This is a genomic window from Pseudomonas sp. PP3, from assembly GCF_905336995.1.
GTDB classification, from domain to species: Bacteria; Pseudomonadota; Gammaproteobacteria; order Pseudomonadales; family Pseudomonadaceae; genus Aquipseudomonas; species Aquipseudomonas reinekei.
In genome coordinates this window covers 198,676-219,092 of sequence record NZ_HG995459.1, presented here as the reverse complement: position 1 = coordinate 219,092, position 20,417 = coordinate 198,676, and the positions used below count along the sequence as shown (strand labels likewise).

Genomic DNA, 20,417 nt, shown 5'->3' with positions numbered 1-20,417 from the left:
TCGGGGTCTTGCACGAAGCGATTCAAGCCTGGACCGAATCGGTTTCCTTGTGAGCGGTGTGCAGGACCTCGATCAGGCAGTCTTCCAGTTCGAAGCGTTCATGCAGCAGGCCGCCGAGTTCCTTGAACTTCTCCGCGACACACTTCCCTTCATCGCACAGGTCGTTGAACGCGAGGAGTTTCTCGGTGATGACATCGATGCGCGGGTAAATGGTCTCGGCCAGTTCCAGACCACGTTTGTCGTTGAAGGCCTTGGCCTCGCCCGTCAGCTGTTCGTAGATCTCGAAGTGCCCGGCGGATACGTAGTCGACCAGCACGCCGCAGAATTCCTGCAAAGGCTTTCGATTCTCGCCCAGCGCTTCAGGCTTTGCACCGAGCTTGTCGTAGGCGTCGATCAGCTCTTTGCGCTCCTGCAACCAGCGATCGATCAGCAGATGCACTCCACCCCAGCGTTCCTGAGCATTCTGACAACTTTCGAGCATGGTGATCTCTCTTCCCTTGTGGGTCAGCTGCTCTATGCCCGCTCGCCTCTTGTAATGGGCGGTCAGGCAGAGCGTCATCGAGCAACATAATTCCAATGACACGTGCGGGCCAGATTATGCCCGCACGACTGTGGCTTCAAGGTACGCAGGCGATAAAGTTCATACAAGTGTTTAATCACCCACCAGGGCCCGGTGCGACGAATCGCCGCCGAGCGGTCGCTGCACGCTGATCCGCACAAGTCGCACCAACTGATAAATCCCGAGAATCATCATCGCCACGAAGAACAGCAGGCTCCATTCGGGGAGGCTCAGGTCGAACAATGTCCAGGCAATTTGCCCACAGTCGATCGTGCCTTTGAACATCAGTCGCACGACACACGACCAAGGGGCGCTGGCGAACAGGTCAGTCAGATCCGGCACGCAGTTCGATAGCTGACGCGCCGGGTCGCTTTGCAGCAAGACCTGCCGCCACGCCGTCACAGTACCGGCCAGACTGCAACCAAGACCCAGCAACCAATACAGGAACGACCCCAAGCGTCCCGGGCCATGCACTGCTGCGATGAGGCAGACCCCCGTCAGCAACGCCAGGCTAAGCCGCTGCAACAGACACAACCCGCAGGGCTTGAGGCCGACGGCGTATTCCAGGTAGTAAGACACGCCCAGCACCAGGGCACCCGCAATGAAAAGCGTAAAAAACAAGGAGCGTGAACAGGCCAACGACATGGCTTTTCCGTAACAATTAAGGACAGACAGCTACGGTAGAGGAAAGCGCGCCAGCCTTTCAAGGCAGGGGGACAGCGACACTTCAGCAGGGACGTAGGGAATTCCCGACAGAAGTTAGAGGATTGGATGTAGTCGCTTGTAGGACTCTGCTTAAGTTGCGACAGGAAGACAAAAACAGGGTGATTTTCGCCACCCTGAGCTGCCTTCCGTGCAGTTTCCTATAGGGGCTGCTCCTACAGCGTTAAACCATCAAGCGTGAGCGAGTACCGGTAACGGTGCTGCCAACAAGCGCTCATCCAGCATGCCCAGGCCTTCCTGGAACAGTTGATTGCTGCGCTCGGTGTCGCCCATTTGCGCCAGCAGCCGCGCCAGCTCGGCACAGGCTTCCGGGTTGCGCTGCACACGCAGACTGCTTTCCAGATAGTCCCGGGCCTTGCCCCACAGGCTGGCTTGCAGACACAAGCGCCCCAGGGTCAGCAACAGGCTCGGATCGGCGGGATGTTCCTTGAGCCAGCCTTCGGCCAGTTGTAGCTGACGCGCCGGATCACTGCCACGCACCAACCCGTAGAGACGCGCCAGATGGCTGTCGTAGCCGCGTTTGAGTGCGGTGCGCAAGACGTCTTCGGCCTCGGCCTGAGCGCCGAGTTGACGCAGTTGCTCGGCATAGGCCAGCACCAGTTGCGGTTCCTGGCGCTGAGCCGATGTCAGTTGCTGCCAGGCGCGTTCGAGCGTTTGCAGACCGACGGCTCCATCCGCGTCCTGATGCGCTGCCAGAGACAGGTTCTCACCCCAGGCGCGGCGCTCCAGTTCAGCCAGCTCGGCCTTGGGCAAGACTTTATCCTTGCGCAACTCAGGCAGCAGGCGGATTACCGCCGACCAATCACCCCGCTGTTGGTGAAGACGTTGCAACTGGCGCAGCGTCTGCGCGTTATGCGGGTGTCGCTCGTGCATGGCTTGCAAGGTGGCGAGGGCACCATCGGTATCGCCACGGTCGGTCTGCAATTGCGCGTGACTCAAGGCAATCGCCAACTCGGCATGGGGTTGACGCTCCAGAGCACGCTCCAGAAGGTTGTCACTCTCTTCGTAATGACCTTGTTCGTTCGCCGCGCGGGCAGCGCCGAGATAGTAAAGCAGCGGTTGGCGTTCAGCTTCCGCGGCGCGATGCAGATGACGCTGCGCACTGGCCCAGCGACCTTCGGCCAGGTCCAGCTGCCCGTGTTCGATGGCCACCTGCACCCGACGACTGCGATTGCGCCGCGACCACGGATTGACCACGCCGCTGGACGTCATCACCAACTCGATCAACGCCTTGATGCCCCAGAACACCAGCCAGAGCACCGCCACCAACGCCAGCGTTGCCCACAGGCTCGATTCGAAGCGAAAGCTCTTGTAGGCAATCAGCACGTAACCGGAATGCTCAGCGATGGCCAGGCCCAGCGCGGCCGCCGCCGCGATGACCAGAAACACGATCACATAGAGGCGTTTCATGGGGTGGCCTCCTGCGCGGTATTCGCAGCAGGTTTGGCCAGCGGCTTGACCGAGTCCTCGGCATTGACGTTACGCCGCTCCAGATAACCTTGCACCGCACTCAGGGTGCCGGTCAGGTCCGGGGTGACCACGGTGACTGGCTGTTTGCTGAGTTCGGCCACCTGCTCGAGCATCACTTTGCTCTGCGGATTATCCGGGTTGAAGTTGCCTTTGAGCACGTCTCGCGCCTCGTCCAGCGCCTGGCTGTAAACCGCGGCCTGGCCGTTGAGTGCAGCCCATTGTGCCTGCTCCAGCGCCAGGCTCAACGCCAGGCGCACCTGGCTCAGGCTCTGCCCGGCCAGCAACGGACGGACATTCTTGTCGGCGTTGAAATCGATGCGGATATAGCGCGAGATCTGATCCCACCATTGCGCCCAACGACTGGCGCCATCGCCATCGGCGGTGAGCCCCAACAGGGATTCGCCCCGATCCTTGTACTCGGGCGCGAGCTCGGTAAGGCTGACCACTTGATCGCGCAGTGCGCCCAGTCGCAGGAACAAACCGGTGCGATCCGGTTGTTCGGTACTGCGCAGGGCCACCAGGGTTTTAGCCACTTGCTCGCGAGCGGCAAAAGAGCCGGGATCATTCTGTTCGCGGAGAATTTCATCAGCGCCCTGCACCAGCGCCTGGGCGCTGCTGATGTCCTGCAGTGCCGACAATCGAAGACTGGCCAGACGCAACAAGTGCTCGGCTTCGGCCAGGCGCCAATCCTTGCGGCTGGCGCCAAGGACGGTTTCCAGACGCTGATTGAGTTTCTGTTGCTCACCCTGCAACTGAACCACCAGACGGCTGCGCTCTTCCAGCACATCGGCGCCCGGCAGTTGCTCGAGACGTGCGCTCAAGCGTTGTTCATTGAGCTTCAGGCTTTGCGCCTCGTCGCTCAGCGCCTGCACCTGGCTCAATTGCTGTTGATGGGTCGCTTGCAGGTGACGCACCTGCCAGACACCCCAACCACCCACCGCGATACCGGCGGCGCCCAGCAGCAGCGCGACGACTGCCAGCCCATTGCCTCGGCGCTGCTCTGCGGCAGGGGGAAGCGGCGTTTCATTAACAGGCACATCAACCGGCGCATCAAGCACAGGCCGCGAGTCATCTTTAGGCAAGGCTGTTTCGCTCACGTATCCATCCTTTGCATTAGAGAACGGGCTCGGGATGCTCCCGTAGCGCCGTCAGCAATGCCGCGGCACTCGCGCCACGACAATCCACAACTGTTATGGCCCCGGCGGCACGTGCCAGCTCGGCGACCCTGGGGCTTGGTACAAACAACGGCAAACGCGCCAACTGCGGCCAGGCATCGCCGGCCAATTGATGCAGGTGCTCGAAACCCTGTCCACTGCTGACCACCAGCGCGTTCAGGCGTTCCGCTTCAATCCGCTGCGACAACGCTGCCGGCGGGTACTGCGGCAGTTCGCGACGATACAACTCCAGATACTCGACACTAGCACCTCGCTCACGCAAGCGCTCGGCCAGCAGCTCGCGCCCGCCCTCGCCGCGAAGAATCAGTACCCGTGGATCAGGTCGGGCGATAGCCTCGCGCAACCGCGGCAATTCAAGCAAGGCCTCGCTGTCATCGCCGGTCTCGGGAAAGCACACGTCCAGGCCGCGCTCCTCAAGGATCTGCGCGGTGGCCGCACCGACACTGAACCACTTCACATGCCTGGGGTGCACGCCGATCCGGTCGAGCAACTCGACGCCTGTTCGCGCAGCGGGTTTGCTGACCACGATCACGGCGCAATAGCGGTCCAGATCCCGAATCACGTCGAGCATTGTCTCAGAGGCCGGGATCGGGGCTATGTCCAAAAGCGGCAGGCTGCTGCTGAAAATCCCCCGCTCGGCCAAGTAGCGACTCAGCGCCGCCGACTCATCCGCCGGACGCGTCAGCAGCAGGCGCCAACCCGTCACTCGTGACCTGCCTCGCCGTAGACCGCCTTGAGAATGTCGGCGGCGCCCTGGCTCAAAAGATCTTCGGCCACCTGCACACCCAACGCTTCGGCAGCGCCACGTGGCGCACGCGCATCGGCACTGAGCAGCAGGCCGCCACTCGGGTCGCCCACCAGGCCACGCAGCCAGACCTGCTCGCCTTCAAGCACGGCGTAGCAGGCGATGGGCACTTGGCAGCCGCCATTGAGGTGTTTGTTGAGGGCTCGTTCGGCGGTCACGCGGGTGGCCGTGTCCTGATGATGCAGCGGCGCCAGCAGCGCGTGAATCTCGCTGTCGGCAGTCCGGCACTCGATGCCGACGGCGCCCTGGCCACCGGCCGGCAAGCTGTCGTCGACACTGATGGGCGAGGTGATGCGATCTTCAAAGCCCAACCGGATCAAACCGGCCGCGGCGAGAATAATGGCGTCGTATTCGCCCGCATCCAGCTTGGCCAGACGGGTGTTGACGTTGCCGCGCAGGAAGCGGATTTCCAGGTCCGGTCGACGGGTCAGCAACTGGGCCTGACGGCGCAGGCTCGATGTACCGACGATGCTGCCTTGCGGCAATTGATCCAGGCTGGAATAGGTATTGGAGACGAACGCATCGCGCGGGTCTTCGCGCTCGCAGATGCAGAACAGGCCGAGCCCTTCAGGGAAGTCCATTGGCACGTCTTTCATCGAATGCACGGCGATGTCGGCTTCGTTTTCCAGCAGCGCGGTTTCCAGTTCCTTGACGAACAGGCCTTTGCCACCGATTTTCGACAATGGCGAATCGAGCAGCTTGTCGCCACGACTGACCATTGGGACCAACGTCACGAGCAGCCCCGGATGGGCCTCTTCCAGACGGGCTTTGACGTATTCGGCCTGCCACAGGGCGAGAGCACTTTTGCGGGTGGCGATGCGGATTTGGCGAGAGGACATGGATCAATCCGTACTGAAAAGATACGACGGATAATAACAGCTCAGCCAAATCCACTTTGACTTGTATCAGAAACTACTCGGCCTCCCTGGCCCCGGATATCCGGCAATCGGGTGTGGAACTCGCCTGCGGACAGCGAGTTAAAGCTGTTGCATCATTTTCCGCACGCCCGCCACATGGCGCCGACTGACGATCAATGCGTCACCATTCAGGCCTTTGAGGAACAGTTGGAAATGCCCAAGCGGCGTGCGTTGCAAGCGCTCGATGCGCTCACGAGCCACCAGCGCGTTACGGTGGATGCGCACGAAACGGTCACCGAATTCGTCTTCGAGGGCCTTGAGTGGCTCGTCGAGCAGCACTTCGCCCGCTTCATGGCGCAAGGTCACGTATTTGTGATCCGCGATGAAGTAGACCACCTGATCCAGCGGAATCAGCTCGATCCCTTTACGGGTTCGCGCGCTGATGTGGCTGCGGGGACCACTGCCACTTTCGGCGGCGGGGCGGGTCAGGGCCGAGAGTTGAACACGATTGGGGCGCTCGGCTTTTTTTAACGCGTCATGTAAATGTTCAGTTCTCACAGGTTTCACCAGATAGCCTACGGCGCTGGCCTGTAAGGCTTCCACGGCAAATTCATCGGGCCCGGTGCAAAACACCACGGCGGGCGGAGTTTCGCGTTCGCACAATCGCGCAGCTACTTGCAGGCCATCGAGGCCCGGCATCCGGATATCGAGCAGCACGATGTCCGGCTTGTGGCTGTCGATCAGTGCCAACGCTTCTTCGCCATTCGTGGCGCTAGGCTCCAGGACACTGTATCCCTCGAGTTCGCCAACCATTCGGCTCAGGCGCTCGCGGGCTAGGGGGTCGTCATCAACGATCAGGACATTCATATTGCGCTGGATTCCTGCGTGAGTCTCGCACAAGGATAGCGTAGACAGGTGAAGTGACGTCCGTCACCGCGATCCACGCTAAGACTAGCGCGAGCGTCAAAAAGTGCCGCTGGTCGGGCAGCTAAATTTTCATCTGCCGGGCGATTAGCGGCCCAGGCCCGCTTTGGCGACACATCGCCACAGGGTTTGCTGATACGCAATACGAACACCCCCTCTTCTTATAGGCAGCATTGGCACCGGGAAGTGCGCTGATCCTATTGACCAACTGTAGACGGTTGCCGAGACGATATTGCTCAATTGAAAAATATCGTTATGCAATTTGCACAAGGCCTGTACCTGGCATGAGTCACGACATGAAAAACCAGTCGACCAGTGTCACCGACACGATTGGCAACCCTGTTATTATCCGCGCCAGCTTCAACGCCATCTTTCTTCAGCCGATACGAGCGAATTCATGAGCACTGACAAGACCAATCAGTCCTGGGGCGGCCGCTTCAGTGAACCCGTCGACGCCTTCGTCGCCCGCTTCACCGCCTCCGTCACTTTCGACCAGCGCCTGTATCGCCACGACATCATGGGCTCGATCGCCCACGCCACCATGTTGGCCAAGGTCGGCGTGCTGACCGATGCCGAGCGCGACAGCATCACCGATGGCCTGAAGACCATCCAGGGTGAAATCGAGGCCGGCCAGTTCGACTGGCGCGTCGACCTCGAAGACGTGCACATGAACATCGAAGCGCGTCTGACCGACCGCATCGGTGTGACCGGTAAAAAGCTGCACACCGGCCGCAGCCGCAACGACCAGGTCGCCACCGACATCCGCCTGTGGCTGCGCGACGAGATCGACCTGATCCTCGGCGAAATTACCCGCTTGCAAAAAGGCTTGCTGGAACAGGCCGAGCGCGAAGCTGGCAGCATCATGCCCGGCTTCACTCACCTGCAAACTGCCCAGCCGGTGACCTTCGGGCACCACATGCTGGCCTGGTTCGAAATGCTCAGCCGCGACTATGAGCGCCTGGTGGACTGCCGCAAGCGCACCAACCGCATGCCTCTGGGCAGCGCCGCGCTGGCTGGCACCACCTACCCGATCGACCGCGAATACACCGCGCAACTGCTGGGCTTCGACGCCGTCGGCGGCAACTCGCTGGACAACGTGTCCGATCGCGATTTCGCCATCGAATTCTGCTCGGCCGCCAGTATTGCGATGATGCACCTGTCGCGTTTCTCCGAAGAGCTGGTGCTGTGGACCAGCGCGCAGTTCCAGTTCATCGATCTGCCGGACCGTTTCTGCACCGGCAGCTCGATCATGCCGCAAAAGAAAAACCCGGACGTGCCGGAGCTGGTGCGTGGCAAGTCCGGCCGTGTGTTTGGCGCGCTGATGGGCCTGCTGACCCTGATGAAAGGCCAGCCGCTGGCCTACAACAAGGACAACCAGGAAGACAAGGAACCGTTGTTCGACGCCGCCGATACCCTGCGCGACTCGTTGCGCGCCTTCGCCGACATGATCCCGGCGATCAAGCCCAAGCACGCGATGATGCGTGAAGCGGCACTGCGCGGCTTCTCCACTGCCACTGACCTGGCCGACTACCTGGTGCGTCGTGGCCTGCCGTTCCGTGATTGCCACGAAATCGTCGGTCACGCCGTGAAGTACGGCGTGGAAAGCGGCAAGGACCTGGCGGAGATGAGCCTGGAAGAACTGCGCAAGTTCAGCGATCAGATCGACCAGGACGTGTTCGCCGTGCTGACCCTGGAAGGCTCGGTCAATGCCCGTAACCACATCGGCGGCACCGCGCCGGCGCAGGTGAAGCAGGCTGTAGCTCGCGGTCAGGCGTTGCTCGCCAGCCGTTAAACGCATCGCGGGCAAGCCCGCTCCCACAGGTTCAGTATGATCCCTGTGTGAGCGGGCTTGCCCTCGATGACTGACTCAATAGCGCTACAAACTTACTTCTTGGCCGCGATCATCGCCATAAACGCCGGCATGGCCGCTTCCTTGTCAGCCGCAATCCGCTGCACATTCGGATTCTGCTCCAGCCGCTGCAACAGCGCCTTGGCCGCCGGCAGCTCGGCAAGCAAATCGATGTCGAACAACTTCTTGGCGACCCCGCAAGCCAACGGCACGCTGTACAGGAAATACAAATCCGCCACACTTAAACTGTCGCCCGCCACATAGGGGCTGAATTTGCCGTGCCTGCCCAGGGAAGCGATGCCTAGCAGCAACTCGGTTTTGGTCTTTTCCTTGATCGCATCAGGCACTGTCATGCCGAAGAATGCTTGCGCATAGCAAGCCCGGCCCGGCAGTTCGATGTACAACTCGATCTCCTTGGCCAACGCCATTACCTGCGCTCGCTCGAAAGGATCACTTGGCAGCAGTGGCGTGCCTTTCTGGCTTTGCTCGATGTATTCGAGAATTACACTGGTTTCATTGATGAAACCCTGCTCGGCGCCTAACACCGGTACTTTCCCACGCGGGCTGATGGTGAGCGCTTGCGGGGTTTGCCCGGCGTAAAACGGCACTTCTTCGAACGGCAGGCCTTTTTCCAGCAGTGCCAGTTTGACCATGTTGTAGTAGTTGCTGACGGCAAATCCATAAAGCTTGAGCATCACATAGCCTCCAGGCCGTGCGGGGTGGGCAGTGCCCTTTTATAGATCGCTCTGTGGTTTCTTGCCAGCAGCATCACGCGCCTGAATACGGGTAAACTGGCCACCTTTCCCCAAGGAGCCTGCCATGAGCGAGCCAACCGATATCGATGCCGACGAAGAAGAGTTCGCCGAAAATACGCTGGTCGAAGCCATCGAAAACCAGATCGAAAGTGACAACCCGCCAGCGGCCAAGGCAACGTTCAACAAGTTGACCCTGGTAGGTTACGAGCGAGAAGAAATCCTCAATCTCATGGCTCACGTTTTAGCGGTAGAAATCGACGCGATCCTCGAAGAAGACCGCGCGTTCAATACTGAATGGTATGAAGCCGCATTGCGGGCCTTGCCAGAGTTGCCGCCGGAAAAGAAATAAGCATCGACAGCAGTTTCTGTGGCGAGGGAGTTTGCTCCCGCTGGGTCGCGAAGCGGTCCAAAGCTTTGCGACTGCTTCGCAGTCGAGCGGGAGCAAGCTCCTTCGCCACACAAATGCTCCTCCACACATTTTGTTGCCAATCCTGCCTGCCACCCCCCGGCACCTGACTACACTGCAAACACCCCGCTGCCACACGGCCCGACGGGGAATGCTGCCCAAGGCGAAAAAACCCTGTCGCGAGCACTGGACATGCCGCACAAGCGGGTTCACCTTAGGAGCGCTGTCGTCCAATTCCTAGAAAGTCTGGAGTCCTTATGTCGCTTACCCCTGAGTTGGTTGCCGAACTGGAAGTCCTCGCACTCTTCAACCTGGACAGTTCCCAGGAAGGTCTGAAAATTCATCAGACCGCTGCCCCGAAACACATTGCCGCCGCCAAACGTCTCTTTGAAAAAGAACTCACCGACCAGCCTGACGGCGGTTACCTGACCAGCCTGGGTCGCGATGCCGCGCAAAATGTGCAAACCGTGCTGACCATTCTTAACGCCGAAGTAACAGCCTGAATTCCATCGAATCGCCCACGGAAACCCCGCCATGGGATTTCCGCGGGCATGCCCGGTTACCCGCCTCTGCCAGCTGCTGTCGCCACGCGATAGAAATCTGACGTCAAAAAACAAAATCAGCTTAAAAATCCCGAGGCCGAGGCGCTAAACTGCCCCTCACCCGAGAGCCCCACATCCGAGCCCTGCGAGCCGGTTTGAGCTGACATGACCCGCACCCATGAAATCCGCCCCGATCTGGACGAAGGAATCGACCGAAAGGTTCTCAACCAGCTGCGCGCACGTTTTCTCAAGCTCAATGAGGGCCGTCTGGGTCGCGCCGTTGAGGGCCTGTCCACGCGCCAGCAGGCGGTGTTGAGCCTTTTGCCGTTGTTCTTCCACGTCAACCATCCACTGTTGCCGGGTTACGTTTCGGGCAACACGCCGGCCGGGGTGTCGAATTTCGAGCCGGACACCAATGTCCTCGCCGAAGCCCAGCGCCTGACCCGCTCGTTTTCCTACAAGCCGCGCCACGGCAGCAATCCGCCACGGCCGATTCACGGCCTGTTTCTGATGGGCAGCCTCGGCACCCTGGCCCAGGCCGATCAGAGCGATATGGACGTGTGGGTGTGCCACAGCCCGGACTTGAGCGAAAACGAGCTCGCCGAGCTGCGCAAGAAATGCCAGCTGCTTGAAGCCTGGGCTGCCAACCAGGGCGCCGAGGCGCACTTCTTCCTGATCGATCCGGTTCGTTTCGTTCGGGGCGAGCGCGACAATCAACTGAGTTCGGAAAACTGCGGCACGACCCAGCACTACCTGCTTCTCGACGAGTTCTATCGCACTGCGATCTGGCTGGCGGGACGCACACCGATCTGGTGGCTGGTGCCGGTCTACGAAGAATCGAGTTACGACCGCTACACCCACACGCTGCTGTCCAAGCGTTTCATCCGCGCCGACGAAAGCCTGGACCTGGGGCACCTGGCGTTTATTCCACCCGGCGAATTCGTCGGCGCCGGCCTTTGGCAACTGTTCAAGGGCATTGAGTCGCCATACAAATCAGTCCTCAAGCTGCTGCTGACCGAGGTCTACGCCAGCGAACACCCCAAGGTCCAGTGCTTGAGTCTGCGCTTCAAACAAGCGGTGTTCGCCAATCAGCTCGACCTTGATGAACTGGACCCGTACGTCGTGGTTTACCGGCGCATCGAGGAGTACCTCATTGCCCGAAATGAACCGGAACGCCTGGAACTGGTGCGGCGCGCGCTGTACCTGAAGGTCAATCGCAAGCTGACCGGAAGCGGCGGCCGTACCCAGAGCTGGCAACGTTCGCTGCTTGAACGCCTGGCCCATGAATGGAAGTGGGACCCGCGCCAACTGGCCCTGCTCGACAGCCGCAGCCAGTGGAAAGTCCGGCAAGTCAGTTCGGAGCGTCGCGCGTTGGTCAACGAGCTGAATTACAGCTACCGCTTCCTGACCCAGTTTGCCCGCAACGAACAAACCGTCAGCCTGATCAACAAACGCGATCTCAGCGTGCTGGGACGCCGCCTGTATGCGGCGTTCGAGCGAAAAGCCGACAAGGTCGAGTTCATCAATCCGGGCATCGCCCCGGACCTGGCCGAGGACACTCTGACGCTGGTGCACTCGCCCGACAAAAAGGAATCCGGGCAAAGCCTATGGGGCTTGTACAACGGCAGCCTGACTGCCCTTGAATGGGAGCATTTCGCGCCGATCAAGCGCAGCCGGCATCTGCTCGAATTGCTCACCTGGTGCCATCGCAACGGCGTGATCGACAGCAGCACGCGCCTGGCCTTGCACCCCGGCAGCAGCGACTTGAGCGAATTCGAGCTGTTCAATTTGCTCGGCAGCTTGCAACAAAGCATTCCCTTGCCGCTGCCGACCGTTGCCGAAGAGCCCTTGCTGCGCGCCAGCGTGCCGAGCGAAGTGCTGATTCTGGTAAACGTGGGTGTCGACCCGCTCAAGCATCACCGCGACTTGAACATCCTGATGACCACCGAGCGTACCGATTCACTGAGCTATGCCGGGGTCCGGGAGAACCTGGTGATGACCCTCGACCAGGTCACGCTCAACAGCTGGAACGAAGTGCTGGTCAGCCGCTACGACGGCCTTCACGCCCTGCTCGACTGCCTGCGTGATTACCTCAACAACCTGCCGGACGGCCCGCTGCAGCCGAAGTTGCGCGTGCGTTGTTTCTGCCACAACCGCGCGCAGTTCATCGCCCAGCGCGTCGAAGACATTCTCGACACCGCGCAGAACCTGCTGCTGAGCCAACTCAATCTGCGCTACCTGATCCAGGTCCAGCACCATTACCACGTACTTGAGCTGGTGCCTGGCCAGGTCAAGCATGCAGCCCTCACCTCGCTGCCGGCCCTGTTCGAGTACCTGGCGCAGGAACAGTCCGGCTACAGCCCGCTGCACCTGGACCCGATGGCGCTGGAAGATCACGACCTGTCACTGTTGCTGCCCATGGGCCAGCCTGACAGCATTCAAGTGTTCTATCGGGTGAGCGAAGGCCTGGCCGATCTGTACGTGCTCGATGAACTCAATGCCATGTGGCATCAGCGCTTGCCCTGGCATGACGAGCAGAGCCTGCTGGTGCCGTTGCAACGGTTTCTGCTGTCGATTCAATACCGGCGTGACGCGGCGCTGCCGATGGATTCGGCGCAGCCGAAAAATCCGCACATCCTGTATTACCAGCTACTGCCGAACGGTCCAGGCCGAGCGCGCCGGGTCGAGGCCCGGCCGGCACCACAAACCCCGGTCAACAAGCCGTTCTACGACGTACAGGCGATCGTCGGCAAAGCCGCACCGGGCAAGGTGCAGGTCACGCTGTATTGCAATCAACGGGAGTTTTCAGAGCTGGAGCACGGCGACCAACTGTTCAGCGTGGTCGCCCGGGAGATTGTCGAGCAGCGCCGCGAGACCGAACGTTACCGCTGCTACATCACCGACCTGGACCTGTCTGGCCTGCTCGGTGATGTTCAGGGTTCAAGCAATCTTTATTTGCGCTACAAGGCCGACCTGGAGCGTGCATTGAACGCAGCGCTCGAGCAGGTCTGACGGGCGTCATTCGGGGAAATGGCCACCGAGGGCTGGCTGCGATTCGACTTCCAGCAAGGTCAGCTTCAGCGTCTTGCCACCCGGTGCCGGCCAGTCGATATGCTGACCGACCTTCAGGCCCAGCAGGGCACTGCCGACCGGCGCCAGAATGGAAATTTTGCCTTCATCGGCATTGGCATCCTTGGGGTACACCAGCGTCAGGTGATAATCCTTGCCACTGCTTTCTTCGCGGCAATGCACACGGGAATTCATGGTCACGACATCGGCGGGCACTTCATCGTGGCCGACCAGAGTATCGGCGCGATCCAGTTCGGTTTGCAGCGCGATAACGCCCGGCAGCGTGTCATCCAGGCTGTCGATCAGACGCTCCAGACGCTGAACGTCCAGACGGGTAAGGGTGATGGAAGGTGCGGTCATGATCAGGGCAGACTCCTTTCTTCTGCGCGAAAAAAGCAAAACCCCGCCAGAAGAAGGCGGGGTTTTCACAAGCCTCGATGGGTTGAGGCGTATCCGGACACTATCACAGCTCAAAAAATATACAAGCCATGGCCCGGAGCCCGTATTTGTTGCGGGTCAGGTGTTGGCTTTGCGGTGCGCGGCCTGGGTGCAGATCACCCGTCGACGCTCATCATCCGCCGAGCGCCATTCGCGGATGTCCTCGACATGGCGAAAGCAGCCCAGGCAGACTTTTTGCTCATCCAGGCGACACACACCGCTGCACGGCGACGGCACCGCAGGACTGACATTGCTGTAGAGCGGCTTGGGAGGGCGCACAGGTGCAGGCTGGGTCACGATCTCACAGGCCTTCGAAATCGAATTCGGCACCGGCCTGCTGCTTGACGATGCGCTCAAGCATTTCGCCCAGTTGCTCTTCGCTCTTGTCGCACATCCAGCGCTCGCTTTCTTCGTCGTAATCGAAGTGGAAACCACCGGATACGGCCGCCAGCCACAGCTGACGCAGAGGCTCCTGGCGACTGAAGATCAACTGGGTGCCATTCTCGAACTTGACGGTCAGCACACCGGCCGAGCTCTCCAGATCGATATCCAGATCGCTTTCGTCAAAGATGTCTTCCAGTTTTTCCTGGGTTTCGTCGACCAGATCGTGGAAACGGGCTTCGGACAAACTCATTGCGGCAACCTCAAAAAATGTCTGATCAGGCTCAAGCGCCGCAAGATACGGGCGCGCCCTGTCGATTGCAAAGGATAACGACCAAGCGATGCTATAGGTACATCAAACACTGTTCCTGCGGGAGCCCGCTTGCGTGGCGAGGGAGCTTGCTCCCGCTGGGTCGCGAAGTGGCCCCAAAAGCATTGCGTCTGCTTCGCAGCCGAACGGGAGCAAGCTCCCTCGCCACACAAGCCCTCTCCCACAATGGATTGCGCACGACTTACCTGCATCCACCCAAGCCCCGCCGGACGGGAGCCCCCTCGCATAGGCAAGCTGCCGGGTGGCCGGTATACTCCGGCGCAATTAATGCATTTTCAAGGATTTCGCCATGAAGCGCCTGATCTCTTCCCTTGCCGCGCTCCTCGCGGTCGCCTGTCTCGTGTCGGCCTGTGGTCAAAAAGGCCCGTTGTATCTGCCGGACGACAGCCAGGACCCTGCAGAGCAGGCACAGTCCTCGCAAAAGCAGCCGTCCAAGGCACACAAGCACGACGTCTACCAATAAGGGAACATCATGGACGCTTTTAACTACCGTGACGGTGAACTGTTCGCGGAAGGTGTTGCCCTGTCTGCTATCGCTGATCGCTTTGGTACACCGACCTACGTTTACTCGCGCGCGCACATCGAAGCTCAATACCTGGCTTACGCCGATGCGCTGGCCGGCATGCCGCACCTGGTGTGCTTTGCGGTCAAGGCCAACTCCAACCTGGGCGTACTGAATGTCCTGGCGCGTTTGGGCGCCGGTTTCGACATCGTTTCCCGTGGTGAGCTGGAGCGCGTTCTGGCCGCTGGCGGCAGCGCCGACAAGATCGTGTTCTCCGGCGTCGGCAAGACCCGTGACGACATGCGTCGCGCCCTGGAAGTCGGCGTGCACTGCTTCAACGTCGAATCCACCGACGAACTGGAACGCCTGCAAGTGGTTGCCGCCGAGCTGAACGTTCGCGCGCCGATTTCGCTGCGCGTGAACCCGGACGTCGATGCCGGCACCCACCCGTACATTTCCACCGGTCTCAAAGAGAACAAGTTCGGTATCGCCATCGCCGACGCCGAAGACGTGTACGTGCGTGCCGCGCAGTTGCCGAACCTGGAAGTGGTCGGCGTCGATTGCCACATCGGTTCGCAACTGACCACCCTGCCGCCGTTCATCGACGCCCTCGACCGCCTGCTGGGCCTGGTCGACCGCCTCGGCGATTGTGGCATTTACCTGCGCCACATCGATCTCGGTGGTGGCCTGGGCGTGCGATACAAGGACGAGGAGCCGCCACTGGCTGCCGACTACATCAAGGCCGTGCGCGAGCGTCTCGACGGACGCGACCTGGCGCTGGTGTTCGAACCGGGCCGCTTCATCGTCGCCAACGCCGGCGTACTGCTGACCCAGGTCGAGTACCTCAAGCACACCGAGCACAAAGACTTCGCCATCGTCGATGCGGCCATGAACGACTTGATCCGCCCGGCGCTGTATCAAGCCTGGATGGACGTCACCGCCGTGCGCCCGCGTACCGCCGCTGCCCGCGCCTACGACATCGTCGGCCCGATCTGCGAAACCGGCGACTTCCTGGCCAAGGAGCGTGAACTGGCCCTGGAAGAAGGCGACCTGCTGGCCGTGCATTCGGCTGGCGCCTATGGGTTTGTCATGAGTTCCAACTACAACACCCGCGGCCGTGCCGCTGAAGTGTTGGTGGACGGTGATCAGGCATTTGAAGTGCGTCGCCGTGAGACGGTAGCCGAGTTGTTTGCTGGCGAAAGCCTGCTGCCGGAGTAAGCCATGCTGCTGCGTTTTACCAAAATGCACGGCCTGGGCAATGACTTCATGGTCCTCGACCTGGTCAGCCAGCACGCGCATATTCTGCCCAAGCATGCCAAGCAATGGGGCGATCGGCACACCGGCATCGGTTTCGATCAATTGCTGATCGTCGAAGCGCCGAGCAACCCGGATGTGGATTTTCGCTATCGGATCTTCAATTCCGATGGGTCCGAAGTGGAACAATGCGGCAACGGTGCGCGTTGTTTCGCCCGCTTCGTCCTCGACAAGCGCCTGACCGCAAAGCGGCAGATTCGCGTCGAGACCAAAGGCGGCATCATCGAACTGGACGTTCGTAGCGACGGCCAGATCGGCGTGAACATGGGCGCCCCGCGCCTGGTACCGGCGGATATTCCGTTCCAGGCACCGGAGCAGGCGATAAGTTATCAGGTTGACGTCGACGGTACGCCGGTCGAGCTGGCCGCCGTGTCCATGGGCAATCCCCATGCCGTCGTGCGGGTCAGTGACATCAACAATGCACCCGTGCATGAACTGGGGCCGAAAATCGAACATCACCCGCGCTTCCCGGCGCGGGTCAACGTCGGTTTTCTCCAGGTCATCGACCGGGGCCGCGCGCAGTTGCGCGTCTGGGAACGCGGTGCCGGGGAAACCCAGGCCTGCGGCACCGGCGCTTGTGCCGCGGCAGTAGCCGCGATCAGTCAGGGGTGGATGGATTCGCCGTTGTTGATCGACCTGCCTGGCGGGCGCCTGTCCATTGAGTGGGCAGGCCCTGGCCAACCGGTGCTGATGACCGGCCCGGCAGTCCGCGTATACGAAGGACAAGTACGTCTTTGAGTGAGCCAAAGCCATGACCGACAAGCCACAGGTACCAGCCCGACAGTCCGACGAATCTGCGTCCGAGAGCCTGGAAGCGGCGGCAGTCGCCGCGTACCTGGAGGCTCATCCGGACTTCTTCGTCGAGTACGAAGAATTGCTACCGGCAATGCGCATTCCCCACCGGCGCGGCGACACCGTTTCGCTGGTGGAGCGGCAGATGACCATCCTGCGCGACCGCAACATCGAACTGCGTCACCGTCTGTCGCACTTGATGGATGTGGCCCGCGACAACGACCGCCTCTTCGACAAGACCCGCCGCCTGATTCTCGCGCTGATGGATGCCACCAGCCTGGAAGACGTGGTGATCTGCGTCGAAGACAGCCTGCGCCAGGATTTCCAGGTGCCCTTCGTCAGCCTCATCCTGCTGGGCGACAACGCCATGCCGGTGGGCCGCTGGGTCACTCACGCCGAGGCCCAAGTGGCCATCGGTGGCCTGCTGCTCGAAGACAAAAGCGTCAGTGGCAGCCTGCGTGAACATGAGCTGGACTTTTTGTTCGGCGAAGAACAGCGCAAACAGATTGGCTCCACGGCCGTCGTCGCCATCAGCCATCAAGGCATCCACGGCATCCTGGCCATCGCCAGCCGTGATCCGCAGCATTACAAAAGCTCGGTGGGCACCTTGTTCCTGAGCTACATCGCCGAAGTCATGGGCCGCGTGCTGCCACGGGTCAACAGCTCCCTGCGCTCGGTACGCTGAACATGGAACGGCAACTGGACGCTTACTGCGAACACCTGCGCAGTGAGCGGCAGGTGTCGCCGCACACGCTGTCGGCCTACCGCCGTGACCTCGATAAAGTCCTGGGCTGGTGCGTCAAACAGAACATCGGCAGTTGGGCGGCACTGGACATTCAGCGCCTGCGCAGCCTGATTGCCCGCCTGCATGCCCAAGGCCAATCCTCACGCAGCCTGGCGCGTCTGTTGTCGGCAGTGCGCGGGCTCTATCACTACCTGAACCGCGAAGGCCTGTGCGACCACGATCCGGCCAACGGCCTGGCACCGCCCAAGGGCGAACGACGCCTGCCGAAAACCCTCGACACCGACCGCGCGTTGCAACTGCTTGAGGGCGGTGTGGAGGATGATTTTCTCGCTCGTCGCGATCAGGCGATTCTGGAACTGTTCTATTCCTCTGGACTGCGGCTTTCGGAGTTGACCGGCCTCAACCTTGATCAACTCGACCTTGCAGACGGTATGGTCCAGGTGCTCGGCAAAGGCAGCAAGACCCGCCTGTTGCCGGTAGGAAAAAAGGCCCGCGAAGCGTTGGAGCAATGGTTGCCGCTGCGGGCGATGGCCAATCCGGCGGACGATGCAGTGTTTGTCAGTCAGCAAGGCCGGCGCCTCGGGCCTCGGGCGATCCAGGTGCGGGTCAAGGCTGCCGGCGAACGCGAACTGGGGCAGAACCTGCACCCGCATATGCTGCGTCACTCCTTCGCCAGCCATTTGCTGGAGTCCTCCCAGGACCTGCGGGCGGTGCAGGAATTGCTCGGCCATTCCGACATCAAGACCACGCAGATCTATACCCACCTGGACTTCCAGCATCTGGCCACAGTCTATGACAGCGCCCATCCACGGGCCAAACGCATCAAAGGCGACGATTCATGAGCATTCAGTTGATCACCTTCGACCTCGACGACACTCTGTGGGACACCGCCCCGGTGATCGTCAGCGCAGAAGCCGTTTTGCGTGAATGGCTGACCGAGCACGCGCCCAATCTGGGTGCGGTGCCGGTGGAGCATTTGTGGGCCATTCGTGAGCGCATCCTCAGCAGCGAACCGGGCCTCAAGCATCGCATCAGCGCCCTGCGTCGGCGTGTGCTGTTCCAGGCATTGGAAGAGTCCGGCTACACCCATGCAGAGGCCTCGGACCTGGCGGACAAGAGCTTCGAAGTGTTTCTGCACGCTCGGCATCAGATCGAGGTGTTTCCAGAAGTCGAACCGACCCTGGAGATCCTCGCCAACCATTACGCCCTCGGCGTGGTCACCAACGGCAACGCCGATGTGCGTCGACTGGGCCTTGCGGACTACTTCAAGTTTGCACTGTGCGCCGAAGACATCGGCATCGCCAAACCTGATGCGCGGCTGTTCCATGAGGCGTTGCAGCGTGGTGGTGCGACGCCCGAGACGGCGGTGCACATCGGTGATCATCCGGGTGATGATATTGCCGGGGCGCAGCAAGCGGGGCTGCGGGCAATCTGGTTCAACCCGGCGGGCAAGGTTTGGGAGGCGGACCGTTCGCCAGATGCGCAAATCCGCAGCCTGACCGAGTTGCCGGCGTTGTTGGCGCTCTGGAATGCCAGCGCAGCATCACCTCTGTAGGAGCCGGCTTGCTGGCGATCACGGTTCATCATTCAACAACGATGTTGCCTGACCTGGCGCCATCGCCAGCAAGCCGGCTCCTACAAGGTTACGAAGGATTTTGTTTGACCCATGAAAAAGCCCGCAGCGACGGCGGGCTTTTTCAGCAAACACGGAGCAGCCTTAGATAGGCCGGCTGCCGTACTTGTTGTCAGGCTTCTTGGGCGGATCGGCGACCACGTTGGCCTCCACTTCCTGCACCTTGCCACCTTTGGCCAAAAACTCTTCCATGGCCCGCGCGAGAGCATCGCGTTCCTTGTTCTTGGCTTCGACACTCGGCAGCTCATCGACCGATACCGCAGCCTTGGCTTTGCCTTTGGCAGTCGGCGCGGGCGCATCACCGCCGTCGTCGTCAGCAACGTCTTCCGCTGCTGCTTCCAGGCCTTCTTCGGCCTCGTCTTCGTCGCCTACTTCGAGGTCGTCGTTTTCCAGATCATCGTCGCTCATGTTCTACCTCATGACTTGCGAAAAGCAGATTAGTTATAGCCCAGCTTTGCCCTCTGTCGAAGGCTGCCGGAAAAAAATCAACAGCCGCTGCTGACCAGCGGCTATGCCCCATCACCGTGCACGGTGGCGAGGACTTTACGAGCACCGCCATGATCACGGTGCTCGCCCAGATAAACGCCTTGCCAGGTCCCTAACGCCAGTCGGCCTGCCGAGATCGGCAAACTGAGCTGACAACCAAGCACGCTGGCCTTGAAGTGCGCCGGGAGGTCGTCCAGGCCTTCGTCGTTATGCTCATAGCCGTCTGTTCCTTGTGGGATCAGACGATTGAAAAATCGTTCGAAGTCGCGACGTACCGCCGGATCGGCGTTCTCGTTGATGGTCAACGACGCCGAGGTATGCTGCAGCCACAAATGCAACAGACCGACCCGACACGCCTTGAGTTCAGGCAAGCCGGCGAGTAACTCGTCCGTTACCAGATGAAAGCCCCGGGGCCTCGCCCGCAGGGTAATCAGAGTCTGTTGCCACATACAGTTCTCCGCACGTTCGGGGCGCATTCTAGCGCGCTCTGGGAAAAAACAAAGGCCCTAATATTCCTTCCATTGCGTAAGCGATTGCCCGCAGAAAAACGCCTGCCGTAAACGTTCACAAAGCTGTCAGAAAAAACCTTTCAGCCACACATCCAATGACAAATTCCAGACAAAAAAATGCCCGGCAAGCCGGGCAAGTTTTTTATGCGCGT

Annotated in this window: 23 protein-coding genes; 10 read left to right on the top strand and 13 right to left on the bottom strand. The window is 60.6% G+C overall.

The window, feature by feature from the left end; all coding sequences use genetic code 11:
• Window positions 1–22: 22 nt before the first annotated feature.
• From KHO07_RS00955 to KHO07_RS00925, 7 genes are all read right to left on the bottom strand, one after another.
• On the bottom strand, window positions 23–481 hold the full coding sequence (locus KHO07_RS00955) for an Rsd/AlgQ family anti-sigma factor (RefSeq protein WP_075946447.1): 459 nt from the start codon (window positions 479–481) through the stop codon (window positions 23–25).
• Window positions 482–652: 171 nt separating this feature from the next.
• Window positions 653–1,204, bottom strand: coding sequence for a disulfide bond formation protein B (locus tag KHO07_RS00950; protein WP_212626267.1), 552 nt, complete (start codon window positions 1,202–1,204; stop codon window positions 653–655).
• Between the two features lie 249 nt (window positions 1,205–1,453).
• Window positions 1,454–2,692 carry a heme biosynthesis protein HemY gene (locus tag KHO07_RS00945; RefSeq protein ID WP_212626266.1) on the bottom strand — a complete coding sequence of 413 codons (1,239 nt, stop codon included), beginning with the start codon at window positions 2,690–2,692 and terminating at the stop codon, window positions 1,454–1,456.
• The gene (locus KHO07_RS00940) at window positions 2,689–3,849 is read right to left on the bottom strand and encodes a uroporphyrinogen-III C-methyltransferase (RefSeq protein WP_212626265.1); all 1,161 of its coding nucleotides are present in this window, start codon (window positions 3,847–3,849) and stop codon (window positions 2,689–2,691) included. The genes KHO07_RS00945 and KHO07_RS00940 overlap by 4 nt, the downstream gene beginning before the upstream one ends.
• Window positions 3,850–3,865: 16 nt before the next feature.
• A complete protein-coding gene (locus KHO07_RS00935; RefSeq protein ID WP_212626264.1) occupies window positions 3,866–4,633 on the bottom strand; it encodes a uroporphyrinogen-III synthase in 768 nt (255 codons plus the stop codon).
• A complete protein-coding gene (gene hemC / locus KHO07_RS00930) occupies window positions 4,630–5,571 on the bottom strand; it encodes a hydroxymethylbilane synthase (protein WP_150734046.1) in 942 nt (313 codons plus the stop codon). Before hemC ends, KHO07_RS00935 begins: the two co-directional genes overlap by 4 nt.
• 138 nt (window positions 5,572–5,709) lie before the next feature.
• A complete protein-coding gene (locus KHO07_RS00925; protein ID WP_075946453.1) occupies window positions 5,710–6,456 on the bottom strand; it encodes a LytTR family DNA-binding domain-containing protein in 747 nt (248 codons plus the stop codon).
• 454 nt (window positions 6,457–6,910) lie between these two features.
• On the opposite strand from KHO07_RS00925, the gene argH reads away from it, so the two are divergent.
• A complete protein-coding gene (gene argH, locus KHO07_RS00920; RefSeq protein ID WP_212626263.1) occupies window positions 6,911–8,305 on the top strand; it encodes an argininosuccinate lyase in 1,395 nt (464 codons plus the stop codon).
• Between the two features lie 92 nt (window positions 8,306–8,397).
• On the opposite strand, the gene KHO07_RS00915 is transcribed toward argH, so the two are convergent.
• The gene (locus KHO07_RS00915) at window positions 8,398–9,057 is read right to left on the bottom strand and encodes a glutathione S-transferase (RefSeq protein ID WP_150734044.1); all 660 of its coding nucleotides are present in this window, start codon (window positions 9,055–9,057) and stop codon (window positions 8,398–8,400) included.
• Between the two features lie 124 nt (window positions 9,058–9,181).
• Between KHO07_RS00915 and KHO07_RS00910 the strand changes: the two genes are divergently transcribed.
• From KHO07_RS00910 to KHO07_RS00900, 3 genes are all read left to right on the top strand, one after another.
• A complete protein-coding gene (locus tag KHO07_RS00910) occupies window positions 9,182–9,466 on the top strand; it encodes a hypothetical protein (protein WP_075946455.1) in 285 nt (94 codons plus the stop codon).
• A 314-nt stretch (window positions 9,467–9,780) separates the two neighbouring features.
• Window positions 9,781–10,026 (top strand): TIGR02647 family protein, encoded by a 246-nt coding sequence (locus KHO07_RS00905; protein WP_057712785.1) that lies wholly within the window; start codon window positions 9,781–9,783, stop codon window positions 10,024–10,026.
• 204 nt (window positions 10,027–10,230) lie between these two features.
• On the top strand, window positions 10,231–13,077 hold the full coding sequence (locus KHO07_RS00900) for a class I adenylate cyclase (RefSeq protein WP_212626262.1): 2,847 nt from the start codon (window positions 10,231–10,233) through the stop codon (window positions 13,075–13,077).
• Window positions 13,078–13,083: 6 nt separating this feature from the next.
• Here KHO07_RS00900 and rnk read toward each other — a convergent pair whose 3' ends face one another.
• The 3 genes from rnk to cyaY form a co-directional block, all read right to left on the bottom strand.
• Complete coding sequence (gene rnk, locus KHO07_RS00895) at window positions 13,084–13,494, bottom strand: nucleoside diphosphate kinase regulator (RefSeq protein ID WP_150734042.1); 411 nt, start codon at window positions 13,492–13,494, stop codon at window positions 13,084–13,086.
• A gap of 156 nt (window positions 13,495–13,650) precedes the next feature.
• Entirely contained in the window at window positions 13,651–13,869 is a 219-nt protein-coding gene (locus KHO07_RS00890) for a DUF1289 domain-containing protein (protein ID WP_212626261.1), read from the bottom strand.
• Between the two features lie 4 nt (window positions 13,870–13,873).
• Entirely contained in the window at window positions 13,874–14,206 is a 333-nt protein-coding gene (gene cyaY / locus KHO07_RS00885) for an iron donor protein CyaY (RefSeq protein ID WP_150734040.1), read from the bottom strand.
• A 367-nt stretch (window positions 14,207–14,573) separates the two neighbouring features.
• On the opposite strand from cyaY, the gene KHO07_RS00880 reads away from it, so the two are divergent.
• From KHO07_RS00880 to KHO07_RS00855, 6 genes are read left to right on the top strand one after another with little or no spacing between them, the layout of a single operon-like run.
• A complete protein-coding gene (locus tag KHO07_RS00880) occupies window positions 14,574–14,747 on the top strand; it encodes a lipoprotein (RefSeq protein WP_075946461.1) in 174 nt (57 codons plus the stop codon).
• Between the two features lie 9 nt (window positions 14,748–14,756).
• Window positions 14,757–16,004: a diaminopimelate decarboxylase gene (gene lysA / locus KHO07_RS00875; RefSeq protein WP_150734039.1), complete on the top strand. Its 1,248-nt coding sequence runs from the start codon at window positions 14,757–14,759 to the stop codon at window positions 16,002–16,004.
• Between the two features lie 3 nt (window positions 16,005–16,007).
• Window positions 16,008–16,838 carry a diaminopimelate epimerase gene (gene dapF / locus KHO07_RS00870; RefSeq protein ID WP_212626260.1) on the top strand — a complete coding sequence of 277 codons (831 nt, stop codon included), beginning with the start codon at window positions 16,008–16,010 and terminating at the stop codon, window positions 16,836–16,838.
• A 13-nt stretch (window positions 16,839–16,851) separates the two neighbouring features.
• Window positions 16,852–17,577, top strand: a complete 726-nt coding sequence (locus tag KHO07_RS00865; RefSeq protein WP_150734037.1) for a DUF484 family protein — start codon at window positions 16,852–16,854, stop codon at window positions 17,575–17,577.
• A gap of 2 nt (window positions 17,578–17,579) precedes the next feature.
• Complete coding sequence (gene xerC / locus KHO07_RS00860) at window positions 17,580–18,479, top strand: tyrosine recombinase XerC (protein WP_015097341.1); 900 nt, start codon at window positions 17,580–17,582, stop codon at window positions 18,477–18,479.
• Window positions 18,476–19,192 carry an HAD-IA family hydrolase gene (locus tag KHO07_RS00855; RefSeq protein ID WP_150734036.1) on the top strand — a complete coding sequence of 239 codons (717 nt, stop codon included), beginning with the start codon at window positions 18,476–18,478 and terminating at the stop codon, window positions 19,190–19,192. Before xerC ends, KHO07_RS00855 begins: the two co-directional genes overlap by 4 nt.
• A gap of 162 nt (window positions 19,193–19,354) precedes the next feature.
• Here the strand turns inward: KHO07_RS00855 and sutA are convergent, their stop codons facing one another.
• Together sutA and KHO07_RS00845 are read right to left on the bottom strand one after the other, a co-directional pair.
• Window positions 19,355–19,678 (bottom strand): transcriptional regulator SutA, encoded by a 324-nt coding sequence (gene sutA / locus KHO07_RS00850; RefSeq protein WP_150705529.1) that lies wholly within the window; start codon window positions 19,676–19,678, stop codon window positions 19,355–19,357.
• Window positions 19,679–19,779: 101 nt separating this feature from the next.
• Complete coding sequence (locus KHO07_RS00845) at window positions 19,780–20,205, bottom strand: secondary thiamine-phosphate synthase enzyme YjbQ (protein WP_075946468.1); 426 nt, start codon at window positions 20,203–20,205, stop codon at window positions 19,780–19,782.
• Window positions 20,206–20,417 lie beyond the last annotated feature (212 nt).

Bases quoted from the DNA above. Each gene is read 5' to 3' on its own strand.
- KHO07_RS00955 (WP_075946447.1), bottom strand. From the start codon at position 481: ATGCTCGAAAGTTGTCAGAATGCTCAGGAACGCTGGGGTGGAGTGCAT.
- KHO07_RS00950 (WP_212626267.1), bottom strand. From the start codon at position 1,204: ATGTCGTTGGCCTGTTCACGCTCCTTGTTTTTTACGCTTTTCATTGCG.
- KHO07_RS00945 (WP_212626266.1), bottom strand. From the start codon at position 2,692: ATGAAACGCCTCTATGTGATCGTGTTTCTGGTCATCGCGGCGGCGGCC.
- hemC (WP_150734046.1), bottom strand. From the start codon at position 5,571: ATGTCCTCTCGCCAAATCCGCATCGCCACCCGCAAAAGTGCTCTCGCC.
- KHO07_RS00925 (WP_075946453.1), bottom strand. From the start codon at position 6,456: ATGAATGTCCTGATCGTTGATGACGACCCCCTAGCCCGCGAGCGCCTG.
- argH (WP_212626263.1), top strand. From the start codon at position 6,911: ATGAGCACTGACAAGACCAATCAGTCCTGGGGCGGCCGCTTCAGTGAA.
- KHO07_RS00915 (WP_150734044.1), bottom strand. From the start codon at position 9,057: ATGCTCAAGCTTTATGGATTTGCCGTCAGCAACTACTACAACATGGTC.
- KHO07_RS00910 (WP_075946455.1), top strand. From the start codon at position 9,182: ATGAGCGAGCCAACCGATATCGATGCCGACGAAGAAGAGTTCGCCGAA.
- KHO07_RS00905 (WP_057712785.1), top strand. From the start codon at position 9,781: ATGTCGCTTACCCCTGAGTTGGTTGCCGAACTGGAAGTCCTCGCACTC.
- KHO07_RS00900 (WP_212626262.1), top strand. From the start codon at position 10,231: ATGACCCGCACCCATGAAATCCGCCCCGATCTGGACGAAGGAATCGAC.
- rnk (WP_150734042.1), bottom strand. From the start codon at position 13,494: ATGACCGCACCTTCCATCACCCTTACCCGTCTGGACGTTCAGCGTCTG.
- cyaY (WP_150734040.1), bottom strand. From the start codon at position 14,206: ATGAGTTTGTCCGAAGCCCGTTTCCACGATCTGGTCGACGAAACCCAG.
- KHO07_RS00880 (WP_075946461.1), top strand. From the start codon at position 14,574: ATGAAGCGCCTGATCTCTTCCCTTGCCGCGCTCCTCGCGGTCGCCTGT.
- lysA (WP_150734039.1), top strand. From the start codon at position 14,757: ATGGACGCTTTTAACTACCGTGACGGTGAACTGTTCGCGGAAGGTGTT.
- dapF (WP_212626260.1), top strand. From the start codon at position 16,008: ATGCTGCTGCGTTTTACCAAAATGCACGGCCTGGGCAATGACTTCATG.
- KHO07_RS00865 (WP_150734037.1), top strand. From the start codon at position 16,852: ATGACCGACAAGCCACAGGTACCAGCCCGACAGTCCGACGAATCTGCG.
- xerC (WP_015097341.1), top strand. From the start codon at position 17,580: ATGGAACGGCAACTGGACGCTTACTGCGAACACCTGCGCAGTGAGCGG.
- KHO07_RS00855 (WP_150734036.1), top strand. From the start codon at position 18,476: ATGAGCATTCAGTTGATCACCTTCGACCTCGACGACACTCTGTGGGAC.
- sutA (WP_150705529.1), bottom strand. From the start codon at position 19,678: ATGAGCGACGATGATCTGGAAAACGACGACCTCGAAGTAGGCGACGAA.
- KHO07_RS00845 (WP_075946468.1), bottom strand. From the start codon at position 20,205: ATGTGGCAACAGACTCTGATTACCCTGCGGGCGAGGCCCCGGGGCTTT.